Genomic DNA, 13,071 nt, shown 5'->3' with positions numbered 1-13,071 from the left:
CCGCAGGGGAATAAGATGAAGCGAGTTGCTTTCGTATTTACCCAGGCGCCTCATGGTTCGTCTGCCGGTCGGGAAGGGCTGGACGCCTTGCTGGCGATGTCGGCGCTGACCGAGGATATCGGGGTTTTCTTTATCGCTGACGGCGTGTTCCAGCTTCTCCCAAACCAGCGGCCGGATCTGATCCTGATGCGCAACTATATCGCCACCTTCGGGGTGCTGCCGTTGTATGACGTTGAACGCTGCTATGTCTGCGAGGCGTCAGCGCGTCAGCGTGGGATCCCGGCGGAAACCCGCTGGGTGCTGGATGTGGAGCCGCTGGCGGCCGATGCGCTACGCGCCACGCTGAACACTTACGATACCGTCCTGACCTTTTGACCGGTGACCCCATGCTGCATACTCTGGCTCATTCACCTTACCATACCGACCTGGATGCGCTGCTGCGCAACGTCGGCGACGGCGATGCCATTCTGCTGCTGCAGGACGGCGTGATTGCCGCGCTGGCCGGCACGCCCGGCGGCGAGCGTCTGTTATCCTCCGGCGCGACAGTGCATGCCCTGAAAGAGGATGTTGAGGCTCGGGGCCTGATTGCGCAAATTTCCACCACAATTGTGTTGATTGACTATACTGAATTTGTGCAATTAACTGCCCTGCATTCCCGGCAACTGGCCTGGTAATTTCGCCTTTTTGTATATTTCTTGACTCCTTACCCGGCCAGCCCTAAAATTCTGCGTCCTCATACTTTGCCTCTGTGTTGGTATGGGGTGATTTATTACGTGTTTACGAAGCAAAAACCAGGAGCTTTTTGAATGGCAACAATTAACCAGCTGGTACGCAAACCGCGCTCCCTGAAGGTTGCTAAAAGCAACGTTCCGGCGCTGGAAGCCTGCCCGCAGAAACGTGGCGTATGTACTCGTGTATATACCACCACCCCGAAAAAACCGAACTCCGCACTGCGTAAAGTATGCCGTGTTCGTTTAACTAACGGTTTTGAAGTTACCTCCTATATCGGCGGTGAAGGTCATAACCTGCAGGAACACTCCGTGATCCTGATCCGTGGCGGTCGTGTTAAAGACCTGCCAGGTGTGCGTTACCACACCGTACGCGGCGCGCTGGACTGCTCTGGTGTTAAAGACCGTAAGCAATCCCGTTCCAAATACGGCGTGAAGAAGCCCAAGGCTTAATGGTTCTCCGTTAAGTAAGGCCAAACGTTTTAACTTTAATGTCAAACTAAACTCGTAGAGTTTTGGACAATCCTGAATTAACAACGGAGTATTTCCATGCCACGTCGTCGCGTCATTGGTCAGCGTAAAATTCTGCCGGATCCGAAGTTCGGATCAGAACTGCTGGCTAAATTTGTCAATATCCTGATGGTAGATGGTAAAAAATCTACCGCAGAAGCAATCGTCTATACCGCGCTGGAGACCCTGGCTCAGCGTTCTGGTAAAGACCATCTGGAAGCCTTTGAAGCAGCACTGGACAACGTGCGCCCGACTGTCGAAGTTAAGTCGCGCCGTGTTGGTGGTTCTACTTATCAGGTTCCAGTTGAAGTTCGTCCGGTTCGTCGCAATGCTCTGGCTATGCGTTGGATCGTTGAAGCTGCTCGTAAACGCGGTGATAAATCCATGGCTTTGCGCCTGGCGAACGAACTTTCTGATGCAGCAGACAACAAAGGTACTGCTGTGAAGAAACGTGAAGACGTTCACCGTATGGCTGAAGCCAACAAGGCGTTCGCTCACTACCGCTGGTAATCCCTGCGTAGACGTTAATAACCCGGCGGGCGCTTCAAAGGCTGACCCGCCCGGGTTTACTACTTTGAACGCCCTAGGAATAGAGGAAACAAATGGCTCGTACAACACCCATTGCGCGCTATCGTAACATCGGTATCAGCGCACACATCGACGCCGGTAAGACCACTACTACTGAACGTATTCTGTTCTACACCGGTGTGAACCACAAAATCGGTGAAGTTCATGATGGCGCCGCCACTATGGACTGGATGGAGCAGGAACAGGAGCGTGGTATCACTATTACCTCCGCTGCGACCACTGCCTTCTGGTCCGGTATGGCTAAGCAGTATGAACCGCACCGTATCAACATCATCGACACCCCGGGGCACGTTGACTTCACCATCGAAGTAGAACGTTCCATGCGTGTTCTGGATGGCGCAGTCATGGTTTACTGTGCGGTAGGTGGTGTTCAGCCGCAGTCTGAAACCGTATGGCGCCAGGCAAACAAATATAAAGTTCCGCGTATCGCGTTCGTTAACAAAATGGACCGTATGGGCGCGAACTTCCTGAAAGTTGTTGACCAGATTAAAGTGCGTCTGGGTGCGAACCCGGTTCCGCTGCAGCTGGCGATTGGCGCAGAAGAAAACTTCACCGGTGTTGTTGACCTGGTGAAAATGAAAGCCATCAACTGGAATGATTCTGATCAGGGCGTGACCTTCGTTTACGAAGATATTCCGGCCGACATGCAGGATCTGGCCGACGAATGGCATCAGAACCTGATCGAGTCTGCAGCAGAAGCTTCTGAAGATCTGATGGAAAAATACCTGGGCGGCGAAGAGCTGACCGAGGAAGAAATCAAGAAAGCACTGCGTCAGCGCGTACTGAGCAACGAAATCATTCTGGTTACCTGTGGTTCCGCGTTCAAGAACAAGGGCGTGCAGGCAATGCTGGATGCCGTTGTCGATTACCTGCCGGCACCGACCGACGTACCGGCAATCAACGGTATTCTGGACGACGGTAAAGATACGCCGGCTGAGCGTCACGCTAGCGATGATGAGCCGTTCTCTGCACTGGCGTTCAAAATCGCAACCGATCCGTTTGTGGGTAACCTGACGTTCTTCCGTGTGTACTCCGGCGTGGTTAACTCCGGCGACACCGTGCTGAACTCAGTAAAATCTGAGCGTGAGCGTTTTGGTCGTATCGTTCAGATGCACGCCAACAAACGTGAAGAGATCAAAGAAGTTCGCGCAGGCGACATCGCAGCTGCGATCGGTCTGAAAGACGTGATCACCGGTGACACCCTGTGTGACCCGGAAAACCCGATCATTCTGGAGCGTATGGAATTCCCGGAACCGGTTATCTCCATCGCGGTAGAACCGAAAACCAAAGCCGACCAGGAAAAAATGGGTCTGGCTCTGGGCCGTCTGGCGAAGGAAGACCCGTCTTTCCGCGTATGGACTGACGAAGAATCCAACCAGACCATCATCGCTGGTATGGGTGAACTGCACCTCGACATCATCGTTGACCGTATGAAGCGTGAATTCAACGTGGAAGCGAATGTTGGTAAACCGCAGGTTGCTTACCGCGAAGCGATTCGCGCTAAAGTTACCGATGTTGAAGGTAAACACGCCAAGCAGTCTGGTGGTCGTGGTCAGTACGGTCATGTTGTTATCGACATGTACCCGCTGGAGCCGGGCTCGAATCCGAAAGGCTACGAGTTCGTCAACGATATCAAAGGTGGTGTGATTCCTGGCGAATACATCCCGGCCGTTGATAAAGGCATCCAGGAACAGCTGAAAGCCGGTCCGCTGGCTGGCTTCCCGGTAGTTGATCTCGGCGTGCGTCTGCACTTCGGTTCTTACCATGACGTTGACTCCTCCGAGCTGGCGTTTAAACTGGCCGCTTCTATCGCCTTTAAAGCGGCGTTCAGTAAAGCGAAACCTGTTCTGCTTGAGCCGATCATGAAGGTTGAAGTAGAAACGCCGGAAGAGAACACTGGTGACGTCATCGGTGACCTGAGCCGTCGTCGTGGTATGCTGCGTGGTCAAGAATCCAACGTTACTGGCGTTGTGATTCACGCTGAAGTTCCGCTGTCTGAAATGTTCGGATACGCAACCCAGCTGCGTTCTCTGACCAAAGGTCGTGCTTCTTACTCCATGGAGTTCCTGAAGTACGATGATGCGCCGAACAACGTTGCCCAGGCCGTTATTGAAGCCCGTGGTAAGTAATTCGGGTTTAACAACACATTGATCCCGTGCTCTCTCCGTTAGGGGAGAGCATTTGAGTAAGGAATATAGCCGTGTCTAAAGAAAAATTTGAACGTACAAAACCGCACGTCAACGTCGGTACTATCGGCCACGTTGACCATGGTAAAACTACTCTGACCGCAGCCATCACTACCGTTCTGGCAAAAACCTACGGTGGCCAGGCTCGTGCATTCGACCAGATCGACAACGCGCCGGAAGAAAAAGCGCGTGGTATCACCATCAACACCTCTCACGTTGAATACGATACCCCGACTCGTCACTACGCGCACGTTGACTGCCCGGGACACGCCGACTACGTGAAAAACATGATCACCGGTGCTGCCCAGATGGACGGCGCGATCCTGGTAGTTGCTGCGACTGACGGCCCGATGCCGCAGACTCGTGAGCACATCCTGCTGGGTCGTCAGGTAGGCGTTCCGTACATCATCGTGTTCCTGAACAAATGCGACATGGTTGATGACGAAGAGCTGCTGGAACTGGTTGAGATGGAAGTGCGCGAGCTGCTGTCTCAGTACGACTTCCCGGGCGACGACACGCCGGTTATCCGCGGTTCCGCGCTGAAAGCGCTGGAAGGCGATGCCGAGTGGGAAGCGAAAATCATCGAACTGGCCGAAGCGCTGGACAGCTACATTCCGGAACCGGAGCGTGCGATTGACAAGCCGTTCCTGCTGCCGATCGAAGACGTATTCTCCATCTCCGGCCGTGGTACCGTAGTAACCGGTCGTGTAGAGCGCGGCATCATCAAAGTGGGTGAAGAAGTTGAAATCGTGGGTATCAAAGACACCACGAAAACCACCTGTACTGGTGTTGAAATGTTCCGCAAACTGCTGGACGAAGGCCGTGCGGGCGAGAACGTGGGTGTTCTGCTGCGTGGTACCAAGCGTGATGAAGTTGAGCGTGGTCAGGTTCTGGCCAAGCCGGGTTCAATCAAGCCGCACACTCAGTTCGAATCTGAAGTGTATATCCTGAGCAAAGACGAAGGTGGCCGTCACACGCCGTTCTTCAAAGGCTACCGTCCGCAGTTCTACTTCCGTACAACTGACGTGACTGGCACCATCGAACTGCCGGAAGGCGTAGAAATGGTAATGCCGGGCGACAACATCAAGATGGTCGTAAACCTGATCGCGCCGATCGCGATGGACGACGGTCTGCGTTTCGCTATCCGTGAAGGCGGCCGTACTGTAGGCGCCGGCGTGGTTGCCAAAGTTATCGCTTAATTGCCGATAGCTAAAATGAAGAAAAAGGGTACTTCGGTACCCTTTTTTTATTCTCCAGAGAAGAATTGAAATACAAACCATTCTTATTTACAATGCGTGTAATTGGTTAAAAAATGAGTTATCCGCATATGTATGTCTGTCTGTGCAATGCCGTTTCCGACAAAGTCATTCGACAGGTCGTTCGTCAGCATCAGCCCCAGTCGTTGAAGCAATTGAAGCAGTTTGTGCCGGTTGGGACGGAGTGTGGTAAATGCATCCGTCAGGCCAGGTTGATCCTGGAAGAAGAAACAGCAAAAAATGCGGAATTGTATAAAGTCGCATAAGTGATAAGGGCATTCTTTTGACTCTGTGTTGGTCGCTTCTACACTTTTTAGTACTGGAGCGGAGGAGCTGAGTCATGAAAGGCGATAAAAATGTCATTACACATCTGAACAAACTGTTGGGTAACGAGCTGGTTGCAATCAACCAGTATTTCCTTCATGCCCGCATGTTCAAAAACTGGGGACTCAAACGTCTTAACGATCATGAGTATCATGAGTCGATTGACGAAATGAAACACGCGGATCGTTATATCGAGCGTATCCTTTTTCTGGAAGGTGTCCCTAATCTGCAGGATCTTGGCAAACTCAATATCGGCGAAGACATCGAAGAGATGCTGCGTTCAGACCTGGCGCTGGAACTTGAAGGTGCGAGGGATTTACGCGAGGCGATCTCCTATGCCGACTCGGTGAGGGATTATGTCAGTCGCGATCTGATGATTGAGGTGCTCGCTGATGAAGAAGAGCACATCGACTGGCTGGAAACCGAACTGGAACTGATTGCGCGTCTGGGTATCCAAAACTACCTGCAAACGCAATTGAAAGAAGAGTGATTTTTTCCACCCGACATTCTCTGCGATACGGCTGTTGTTCAGTCGTTAGCTGGTGAATAAAACACCACCTCTAACTTTCGATTGCTTCCTGAGCAAATTTACGTATAATGCGCGGGCTTACCTGAGATGGTAAGCCCGATTCGTATGAATCTGAGGCAGGTACCTGATACCTGCCGAACAATACTCCCGATATGGGGGTTATGTACTGAACGATTACACTCCCCCATCAATCGTAATGGGTGTGAGGAGTAATTATTTCCGTTTATAAAATAATTGGAGCTCTGGTCTCATGCAGAACCAAAGAATCCGTATCCGCCTGAAAGCGTTTGATCATCGTCTGATCGATCAATCAACCGCGGAAATCGTCGAGACTGCCAAGCGCACTGGTGCGCAGGTCCGTGGTCCGATCCCGCTGCCGACCCGCAAAGAGCGCTTTACCGTTCTGATCTCCCCGCACGTTAACAAAGACGCGCGCGATCAGTACGAAATTCGCACTCACAAGCGTCTGGTTGACATCGTTGAGCCAACCGAGAAAACCGTTGATGCTCTGATGCGTCTGGATCTGGCTGCCGGTGTAGACGTGCAGATCAGCCTGGGTTAATCAGGTCATTGAGCGATTGAGAGGTTGAAACAATGATTGGTTTAGTCGGTAAAAAAGTGGGTATGACCCGCATCTTCACTGAAGACGGCGTATCTATCCCCGTAACCGTAATCGAAATTGAAGCAAACCGCGTGACTCAGGTGAAAACCCTGGAGAACGACGGATACAGTGCTGTCCAGGTCACCACCGGCGCTAAAAAAGCTAACCGTGTAACCAAGCCGGAAGCAGGTCACTTCGCTAAGGCCGGCGTAGAAGCTGGTCGCGTTCTGCGTGAATTCCGTCTGGCTGACGGTGAAGAATTCGCTGTAGGACAGGACATTAGCGTTGAAATTTTCGCTGACGTTAAGAAAGTAGACGTTACCGGTACTTCTAAAGGTAAAGGCTTCGCCGGTACCGTTAAGCGCTGGAACTTCCGCACTCAGGACGCTACCCACGGTAACTCCTTGTCTCACCGTGTTCCGGGTTCCATCGGTCAGAACCAGACTCCGGGCAAAGTGTTTAAAGGCAAGAAAATGGCAGGCCAGCTGGGTAATGAGCGCGTAACCGTTCAGAGCCTGGACGTAGTACGTGTTGACGCTGAGCGCAACCTGCTGCTGGTTAAAGGTGCAGTCCCGGGTGCAACCGGTAGCGACCTGATCGTTAAACCGGCTGTGAAGGCGTGAGGAGATAGCAATGGAATTAGTATTGAAAGACGCGCAAAGCGCGCTGACTGTTTCCGAAACTACCTTCGGTCGTGATTTCAACGAAGCGCTGGTTCACCAGGTTGTTGTTGCTTATGCAGCAGGTGCCCGTCAAGGTACTCGCGCTCAGAAGACCCGTGCTGAAGTAACTGGTTCCGGTAAAAAACCGTGGCGTCAGAAAGGCACCGGCCGTGCGCGTTCTGGTTCTATCAAGAGCCCGATTTGGCGTTCCGGTGGCGTGACTTTCGCTGCCAAGCCTCAGGATCACAGCCAGAAAGTAAACAAAAAGATGTACCGCGGCGCGCTGAAAAGCATCCTGTCCGAACTGGTACGTCAGGATCGTCTGATCGTTGTCGAGAAGTTCTCTGTTGAAGCACCGAAAACCAAACTGCTGGCTCAGAAACTGAAAGAACTGGCGCTGGATGACGTGCTGATCATCACTGGTGAACTGGATGAGAACCTGTTCCTGGCCGCTCGTAACCTGTACAAGGTTGACGTGCGTGACGTGGCAGGCATCGATCCGGTAAGCCTGATCGCCTTCGACAAAGTGGTTATGACTGCTGATGCTGTTAAGCAAGTTGAGGAGATGCTGGCATGATTCGTGAAGAACGTCTGCTGAAGGTGCTGCGCGCACCGCACGTTTCTGAAAAAGCGTCTACTGCGATGGAAAAAAATAACACCATCGTGCTCAAAGTTGCTAAAGACGCGACTAAAGCAGAAATCAAAGCTGCAGTACAGAAACTGTTTGAAGTCGAAGTCAATGACGTCCGCACCCTGGTTGTTAAAGGGAAAGTAAAACGTCACGGACAGCGTATCGGTCGTCGTAGCGACTGGAAAAAAGCTTACGTCACCCTGAAAGAAGGCCAGAATCTGGACTTCATCGGCGGCGCAGAGTAAGTCGGAGGAGTAAAAACAATGGCAGTTGTTAAGTGTAAACCGACATCTCCGGGTCGTCGCCACGTTGTTAAAGTGGTTAACCCTGAGCTGCACAAGGGCAAACCGTATGCCCCGTTGCTGGAAAAAAACAGCAAAACCGGTGGCCGTAACAACAATGGCCGCATCACCACTCGTCACATCGGTGGTGGTCACAAACAGCAGTACCGTATTGTTGACTTCAAACGCAACAAAGACGGTATTCCGGCTGTGGTCGAGCGTCTGGAGTACGATCCGAACCGTTCCGCGAACATCGCGCTGGTTCTGTACAAAGACGGCGAACGCCGTTATATCCTGGCGCCGAAAGGCCTGAAAGCAGGTGACCAGATTCAGTCTGGTGTTGATGCTGCAATCAAAACCGGTAACACCCTGCCGATGCGTAACATCCCGGTGGGTTCAACGGTTCACAACGTAGAAATGAAACCGGGTAAAGGCGGCCAGCTGGCTCGCTCCGCTGGTGCCTACGTTCAGATCGTTGCCCGTGAAGGTGCTTACGTTACCCTGCGTCTGCGTTCCGGCGAAATGCGTAAAGTTGAATCCGACTGCCGCGCAACGCTGGGCGAAGTCGGCAACGCTGAGCACATGCTGCGCGTTCTGGGTAAAGCTGGTGCTGCACGCTGGCGTGGCGTTCGTCCGACCGTTCGCGGTACGGCGATGAACCCGGTTGACCACCCGCACGGTGGTGGTGAAGGTCGTAACTTTGGTAAGCACCCGGTTACTCCGTGGGGCATTCAGACCAAAGGTAAGAAGACCCGCAGCAACAAACGTACTGATAAATTTATCGTACGCCGCCGTACTAAATAATTTTAGAGGATAAACCATGCCACGTTCTCTCAAGAAAGGTCCATTTATCGACCTGCACTTGCTGAAGAAGGTAGAGAAAGCGGTGGAAAGCGGTGACAAGAAGCCCCTGCGCACCTGGTCCCGTCGCTCAACGATCTTTCCAAACATGATCGGTTTGACCATCGCTGTCCATAATGGTCGTCAGCACGTTCCGGTATTCATCTCTGACGAGATGGTCGGACACAAGCTGGGTGAATTCGCGCCGACTCGTACTTACCGCGGCCACGCGGCTGATAAAAAAGCCAAGAAGAAATAAGGTAGGAGGAAGAGATGGAAACTATCGCTAAACATCTTCATGCTCGTTCTTCTGCTCAAAAGGTTCGCCTGGTGGCTGACCTGATTCGCGGTAAGAAAGTGTCGCAAGCTCTGGATATTCTGACCTACACCAACAAGAAAGCTGCTGGTCTGGTCAAAAAAGTACTGGAGTCTGCCATTGCTAACGCAGAACACAACGATGGCGCTGACATTGACGATCTGAAAGTTGCGAAAATCTTCGTAGACGAAGGCCCGAGCATGAAACGCATTATGCCGCGTGCTAAAGGTCGTGCGGATCGCATCCTGAAGCGTACCAGCCACATCACTGTGGTTGTGTCCGATCGCTGAGACTCTGGAGACTAGCAATGGGTCAGAAAGTACATCCTAATGGTATTCGCCTGGGTATTGTCAAAACTTGGAACTCTACCTGGTATGCAAATACCAAAGAATTCGCTGACAACCTGGACAGCGATTTTAAAGTTCGTCAGTACCTGAACAAGGAACTGGAGAAGGCCTCCGTTTCTCGCATCGTTATCGAGCGTCCGGCTAAAAGCATTCGTGTGACCATTCACACTGCTCGCCCGGGCATCGTTATCGGCAAGAAAGGTGAAGACGTTGAAAAACTGCGTAAGGGCGTAGCGGATATCGCTGGCGTACCGGCGCAGATCAACATCGCTGAAGTTCGTAAGCCTGAACTGGACGCAAAACTGGTTGCCGACAGCATCACTTCTCAGCTGGAGCGTCGTGTGATGTTCCGCCGCGCGATGAAGCGTGCTGTTCAGAACGCCATGCGTCTGGGCGCTAAAGGTATCAAAGTTGAAGTCAGCGGTCGTCTGGGCGGCGCTGAAATCGCACGTACCGAATGGTACCGCGAAGGTCGTGTTCCGCTGCACACGCTGCGTGCTGACATTGACTACAACACCTCCGAAGCGCACACCACTTACGGTGTCATCGGTGTGAAAGTGTGGATCTTCAAAGGTGAGATCCTGGGTGGTATGGCTGCCGTTGAACAACCGGAAAAACCGGCTGCTCAACCGAAAAAGCAGCAGCGTAAAGGCCGCAAGTAAGGAGAGTCGCTGAATGTTACAACCAAAGCGTACAAAATTCCGTAAAGTGCACAAAGGCCGCAACCGTGGTCTGGCTGCTGGTACGGATGTGAGCTTCGGCACTTTCGGTCTGAAAGCTGTTGGCCGCGGTCGCCTGACTGCTCGTCAAATCGAAGCTGCTCGTCGTGCTATGACTCGTGCTGTTAAGCGTCAAGGTAAGATCTGGATCCGTGTATTCCCGGATAAACCGATCACTGAGAAACCGCTTGAAGTGCGTATGGGTAAAGGTAAAGGTAACGTGGAGTATTGGGTTGCCTTGATTCAGCCAGGTAAAGTCCTGTACGAAATGGACGGGGTGCCGGAAGAGTTAGCCCGTGAGGCATTCGAACTGGCAGCAGCGAAACTGCCGATCAAAACCACCTTTGTAACTAAGACGGTGATGTAATGAAAGCAAAAGAGCTGCGTGAAAAGAGCGTTGAAGAGCTGAATACCGAACTGCTCGGACTGCTGCGTGAACAGTTCAATCTGCGCATGCAAGCTGCCAGCGGTCAGCTGCAACAAACTCACCTGTTGAAGCAAGTGCGTCGTAATGTCGCACGCGTTAAGACTTTACTGACTGAGAAGGCGGGTGCGTAATGACCGATAAAATCCGTACTCTGCAAGGTCGTGTCGTTAGTGACAAAATGCAGAAATCTGCTGTTGTCGCTATTGAGCGTTTCGTGAAACACCCGATCTACGGTAAATTCATCAAACGCACGACCAAGCTGCACGTGCATGACGAGAACAACGAATGTGGAATTGGCGACGTGGTTGAAATCCGCGAATGCCGTCCGCTGTCCAAGACCAAATCCTGGACCTTGGTTCGCGTTGTAGAGAAAGCGATTCTGTAATAGAGTATTGCTCTTCTCTTGATAATAAACGGCTCTGTAAAGGGCCGTTTATTTTTTCTACCCACAGTCGATAAGTGGTGTTATAATGCTGCGCCCTCGATTCTGGGGTATTAATGACCCGCAAGGGTTCGAAAAGTAGTAGTTGACATTAGCGGAGCACTAAACATGATCCAAGAACAGACTATGCTGAATGTGGCCGATAACTCCGGTGCACGTCGCGTAATGTGTATCAAGGTTCTGGGTGGCTCGCACCGTCGCTACGCAGGCGTCGGCGACATCATCAAAATTACCATTAAGGAAGCAATTCCCCGCGGTAAGGTGAAAAAAGGCGATGTACTGAAGGCGGTAGTGGTGCGCACCAAGAAGGGTGTTCGTCGCCCTGACGGTTCTGTCGTTCGCTTCGATGGTAATGCATGCGTTATTCTGAACAATAACAGCGAGCAACCTATCGGTACGCGTATTTTTGGGCCGGTAACTCGTGAACTGCGTACTGAAAAGTTCATGAAAATTATCTCTCTGGCACCAGAAGTACTCTAAGGAGCGAATCATGGCAGCGAAAATCCGTCGTGATGACGAAGTTATCGTGCTGACCGGCAAAGATAAAGGTAAGCGCGGTAAAGTTAAGAACGTCCTGACTTCTGGTAAGGTCGTTGTTGAAGGTATCAACCTGGTTAAAAAACATCAGAAGCCGGTTCCGGCGCTGAATCAACCAGGCGGAATCGTTGAAAAAGAAGCTGCTATCCAGGTTTCTAACGTTGCAATCTTCAATGCGGCCACCGGCAAGGCGGATCGTGTAGGCTTTAGATTCGAAGACGGCAAAAAAGTCCGTTTCTTCAAGTCTAACAGCGAAATTATCAAGTAATTTGGAGTAGTACGATGGCGAAACTGCATGATTACTACAAAGACGAAGTGGTTAGCAAACTGATGACTCAGTTCAGCTACAATTCTGTCATGCAAGTCCCTCGGGTCGAGAAGATCACCCTGAACATGGGTGTTGGTGAAGCGATCGCTGACAAGAAGCTGCTGGATAACGCCGCAGCTGATCTGACAGCTATCTCCGGTCAAAAACCGTTGATCACCAAAGCACGCAAATCTGTTGCAGGCTTCAAAATCCGCCAGGGCTATCCGATCGGCTGTAAAGTAACTCTGCGTGGCGAACGCATGTGGGAGTTCTTTGAGCGTCTGATTTCCATTGCTGTACCGCGTATCCGCGACTTCCGCGGTCTGTCTTCGAAATCATTCGATGGACGTGGTAACTACAGCATGGGTGTGCGTGAGCAGATCATCTTCCCGGAAATCGACTATGACAAGGTCGATCGCGTTCGTGGTTTGGACATTACCATTACCACCACTGCGAAAACCGATGATGAAGGCCGTGCGCTGTTGGCCGCCTTTAACTTCCCGTTCCGCAAGTAAGGTAGGGTTACTAATGGCTAAGCAATCCATGAAAGCACGCGAAGTTAAACGCGTGAAATTAGCTGATAAATTCTTCGCCAAGCGCGTTGAGCTGAAAGCTATCATCTCCAATGTGAACTCATCCGACGAAGATCGTTGGGATGCTGTTCTCAAGCTGCAGACTCTGCCGCGTGATTCCAGCCCGTCCCGTCAGCGTAACCGCTGCCGCCAGACAGGTCGTCCGCACGCTTTCCTGCGGAAGTTCGGGTTGAGCCGTATCAAGGTCCGTGAAGCCGCCATGCGCGGTGAAATTCCGGGTCTGAAAAAGGCTAGCTGGTAATTGTCA

At 51.9% G+C, this 13,071-nt stretch carries 23 protein-coding genes; all 23 read left to right on the top strand.

Going from position 1 to position 13,071, the window contains the following annotated elements; translation table 11 throughout:
* Positions 1-15: 15 nt before the first annotated feature.
* Entirely contained in the window at positions 16-375 is a 360-nt protein-coding gene (gene tusC / locus CVE23_RS20305; RefSeq protein WP_049854209.1) for a sulfurtransferase complex subunit TusC, read from the top strand.
* Between the two features lie 11 nt (positions 376-386).
* A complete protein-coding gene (gene tusB, locus CVE23_RS20300) occupies positions 387-674 on the top strand; it encodes a sulfurtransferase complex subunit TusB (protein ID WP_038920400.1) in 288 nt (95 codons plus the stop codon).
* A 132-nt stretch (positions 675-806) separates the two neighbouring features.
* Positions 807-1,181: a 30S ribosomal protein S12 gene (rpsL, locus tag CVE23_RS20295; protein WP_012768095.1), complete on the top strand. Its 375-nt coding sequence runs from the start codon at positions 807-809 to the stop codon at positions 1,179-1,181.
* Between the two features lie 96 nt (positions 1,182-1,277).
* Positions 1,278-1,748, top strand: coding sequence for a 30S ribosomal protein S7 (rpsG, locus tag CVE23_RS20290; RefSeq protein WP_013319707.1), 471 nt, complete (start codon positions 1,278-1,280; stop codon positions 1,746-1,748).
* A gap of 92 nt (positions 1,749-1,840) precedes the next feature.
* Complete coding sequence (gene fusA, locus CVE23_RS20285; protein ID WP_038920399.1) at positions 1,841-3,955, top strand: elongation factor G; 2,115 nt, start codon at positions 1,841-1,843, stop codon at positions 3,953-3,955.
* 71 nt (positions 3,956-4,026) lie between these two features.
* Positions 4,027-5,211, top strand: coding sequence for an elongation factor Tu (gene tuf, locus CVE23_RS20280; RefSeq protein WP_012882957.1), 1,185 nt, complete (start codon positions 4,027-4,029; stop codon positions 5,209-5,211).
* A gap of 128 nt (positions 5,212-5,339) precedes the next feature.
* Entirely contained in the window at positions 5,340-5,534 is a 195-nt protein-coding gene (bfd, locus tag CVE23_RS20275; protein ID WP_013319705.1) for a bacterioferritin-associated ferredoxin, read from the top strand.
* 74 nt (positions 5,535-5,608) lie between these two features.
* Positions 5,609-6,082, top strand: coding sequence for a bacterioferritin (bfr, locus tag CVE23_RS20270; protein ID WP_038920398.1), 474 nt, complete (start codon positions 5,609-5,611; stop codon positions 6,080-6,082).
* Between the two features lie 289 nt (positions 6,083-6,371).
* A complete protein-coding gene (gene rpsJ / locus CVE23_RS20265) occupies positions 6,372-6,683 on the top strand; it encodes a 30S ribosomal protein S10 (protein ID WP_001181005.1) in 312 nt (103 codons plus the stop codon).
* Positions 6,684-6,715: 32 nt separating this feature from the next.
* A complete protein-coding gene (gene rplC, locus CVE23_RS20260) occupies positions 6,716-7,345 on the top strand; it encodes a 50S ribosomal protein L3 (protein ID WP_013319703.1) in 630 nt (209 codons plus the stop codon).
* 10 nt (positions 7,346-7,355) lie between these two features.
* Positions 7,356-7,961 (top strand): 50S ribosomal protein L4, encoded by a 606-nt coding sequence (rplD, locus tag CVE23_RS20255; RefSeq protein WP_012764041.1) that lies wholly within the window; start codon positions 7,356-7,358, stop codon positions 7,959-7,961.
* Positions 7,958-8,260: a 50S ribosomal protein L23 gene (gene rplW / locus CVE23_RS20250; protein ID WP_009111205.1), complete on the top strand. Its 303-nt coding sequence runs from the start codon at positions 7,958-7,960 to the stop codon at positions 8,258-8,260. Before rplD ends, rplW begins: the two co-directional genes overlap by 4 nt.
* An 18-nt stretch (positions 8,261-8,278) precedes the next feature.
* Positions 8,279-9,100 carry a 50S ribosomal protein L2 gene (gene rplB / locus CVE23_RS20245; protein WP_038665071.1) on the top strand — a complete coding sequence of 274 codons (822 nt, stop codon included), beginning with the start codon at positions 8,279-8,281 and terminating at the stop codon, positions 9,098-9,100.
* Positions 9,101-9,116: 16 nt separating this feature from the next.
* Positions 9,117-9,395, top strand: coding sequence for a 30S ribosomal protein S19 (rpsS, locus tag CVE23_RS20240; protein ID WP_012764044.1), 279 nt, complete (start codon positions 9,117-9,119; stop codon positions 9,393-9,395).
* 14 nt (positions 9,396-9,409) lie between these two features.
* Positions 9,410-9,742 carry a 50S ribosomal protein L22 gene (rplV, locus tag CVE23_RS20235; RefSeq protein WP_033570830.1) on the top strand — a complete coding sequence of 111 codons (333 nt, stop codon included), beginning with the start codon at positions 9,410-9,412 and terminating at the stop codon, positions 9,740-9,742.
* A gap of 17 nt (positions 9,743-9,759) precedes the next feature.
* Entirely contained in the window at positions 9,760-10,461 is a 702-nt protein-coding gene (rpsC, locus tag CVE23_RS20230; protein ID WP_012768105.1) for a 30S ribosomal protein S3, read from the top strand.
* 13 nt (positions 10,462-10,474) lie between these two features.
* Positions 10,475-10,885 (top strand): 50S ribosomal protein L16, encoded by a 411-nt coding sequence (gene rplP / locus CVE23_RS20225; protein ID WP_012768106.1) that lies wholly within the window; start codon positions 10,475-10,477, stop codon positions 10,883-10,885.
* Positions 10,885-11,076, top strand: a complete 192-nt coding sequence (rpmC, locus tag CVE23_RS20220) for a 50S ribosomal protein L29 (protein ID WP_012764048.1) — start codon at positions 10,885-10,887, stop codon at positions 11,074-11,076. Before rplP ends, rpmC begins: the two co-directional genes overlap by 1 nt.
* Positions 11,076-11,330 carry a 30S ribosomal protein S17 gene (rpsQ, locus tag CVE23_RS20215; protein ID WP_012768107.1) on the top strand — a complete coding sequence of 85 codons (255 nt, stop codon included), beginning with the start codon at positions 11,076-11,078 and terminating at the stop codon, positions 11,328-11,330. The genes rpmC and rpsQ overlap by 1 nt, the downstream gene beginning before the upstream one ends.
* A 165-nt stretch (positions 11,331-11,495) precedes the next feature.
* Entirely contained in the window at positions 11,496-11,867 is a 372-nt protein-coding gene (rplN, locus tag CVE23_RS20210) for a 50S ribosomal protein L14 (protein WP_012768108.1), read from the top strand.
* A 10-nt stretch (positions 11,868-11,877) separates the two neighbouring features.
* Positions 11,878-12,192: a 50S ribosomal protein L24 gene (rplX, locus tag CVE23_RS20205; protein WP_038665079.1), complete on the top strand. Its 315-nt coding sequence runs from the start codon at positions 11,878-11,880 to the stop codon at positions 12,190-12,192.
* A 14-nt stretch (positions 12,193-12,206) separates the two neighbouring features.
* Entirely contained in the window at positions 12,207-12,746 is a 540-nt protein-coding gene (rplE, locus tag CVE23_RS20200) for a 50S ribosomal protein L5 (protein WP_038665082.1), read from the top strand.
* A gap of 13 nt (positions 12,747-12,759) precedes the next feature.
* On the top strand, positions 12,760-13,065 hold the full coding sequence (rpsN, locus tag CVE23_RS20195) for a 30S ribosomal protein S14 (RefSeq protein WP_012768111.1): 306 nt from the start codon (positions 12,760-12,762) through the stop codon (positions 13,063-13,065).
* The last annotated feature ends 6 nt before the right edge of the window (positions 13,066-13,071 follow it).

It is taken from the genome of Dickeya fangzhongdai (genome assembly GCF_002812485.1).
Lineage (GTDB): Bacteria > Pseudomonadota > Gammaproteobacteria > Enterobacterales > Enterobacteriaceae > Dickeya > Dickeya fangzhongdai.
The sequence above is the reverse complement of the archived record's forward strand: the minus strand, read 5'-3'. Positions and strand labels throughout refer to the sequence as shown.

Coding starts and splice junctions, on each gene's coding strand:
- tusC (WP_049854209.1), top strand. CDS start 16: ATGAAGCGAGTTGCTTTCGTATTTACCCAGGCGCCTCATGGTTCGTCT.
- rplX (WP_038665079.1), top strand. CDS start 11,878: ATGGCAGCGAAAATCCGTCGTGATGACGAAGTTATCGTGCTGACCGGC.
- rplP (WP_012768106.1), top strand. CDS start 10,475: ATGTTACAACCAAAGCGTACAAAATTCCGTAAAGTGCACAAAGGCCGC.
- rpmC (WP_012764048.1), top strand. CDS start 10,885: ATGAAAGCAAAAGAGCTGCGTGAAAAGAGCGTTGAAGAGCTGAATACC.
- rpsS (WP_012764044.1), top strand. CDS start 9,117: ATGCCACGTTCTCTCAAGAAAGGTCCATTTATCGACCTGCACTTGCTG.
- rpsJ (WP_001181005.1), top strand. CDS start 6,372: ATGCAGAACCAAAGAATCCGTATCCGCCTGAAAGCGTTTGATCATCGT.
- rplV (WP_033570830.1), top strand. CDS start 9,410: ATGGAAACTATCGCTAAACATCTTCATGCTCGTTCTTCTGCTCAAAAG.
- rplW (WP_009111205.1), top strand. CDS start 7,958: ATGATTCGTGAAGAACGTCTGCTGAAGGTGCTGCGCGCACCGCACGTT.
- rplB (WP_038665071.1), top strand. CDS start 8,279: ATGGCAGTTGTTAAGTGTAAACCGACATCTCCGGGTCGTCGCCACGTT.
- rplN (WP_012768108.1), top strand. CDS start 11,496: ATGATCCAAGAACAGACTATGCTGAATGTGGCCGATAACTCCGGTGCA.
- tusB (WP_038920400.1), top strand. CDS start 387: ATGCTGCATACTCTGGCTCATTCACCTTACCATACCGACCTGGATGCG.
- rpsN (WP_012768111.1), top strand. CDS start 12,760: ATGGCTAAGCAATCCATGAAAGCACGCGAAGTTAAACGCGTGAAATTA.
- rpsL (WP_012768095.1), top strand. CDS start 807: ATGGCAACAATTAACCAGCTGGTACGCAAACCGCGCTCCCTGAAGGTT.
- fusA (WP_038920399.1), top strand. CDS start 1,841: ATGGCTCGTACAACACCCATTGCGCGCTATCGTAACATCGGTATCAGC.
- rpsG (WP_013319707.1), top strand. CDS start 1,278: ATGCCACGTCGTCGCGTCATTGGTCAGCGTAAAATTCTGCCGGATCCG.
- rpsC (WP_012768105.1), top strand. CDS start 9,760: ATGGGTCAGAAAGTACATCCTAATGGTATTCGCCTGGGTATTGTCAAA.
- bfd (WP_013319705.1), top strand. CDS start 5,340: ATGTATGTCTGTCTGTGCAATGCCGTTTCCGACAAAGTCATTCGACAG.
- rplC (WP_013319703.1), top strand. CDS start 6,716: ATGATTGGTTTAGTCGGTAAAAAAGTGGGTATGACCCGCATCTTCACT.
- rpsQ (WP_012768107.1), top strand. CDS start 11,076: ATGACCGATAAAATCCGTACTCTGCAAGGTCGTGTCGTTAGTGACAAA.
- bfr (WP_038920398.1), top strand. CDS start 5,609: ATGAAAGGCGATAAAAATGTCATTACACATCTGAACAAACTGTTGGGT.
- rplE (WP_038665082.1), top strand. CDS start 12,207: ATGGCGAAACTGCATGATTACTACAAAGACGAAGTGGTTAGCAAACTG.
- rplD (WP_012764041.1), top strand. CDS start 7,356: ATGGAATTAGTATTGAAAGACGCGCAAAGCGCGCTGACTGTTTCCGAA.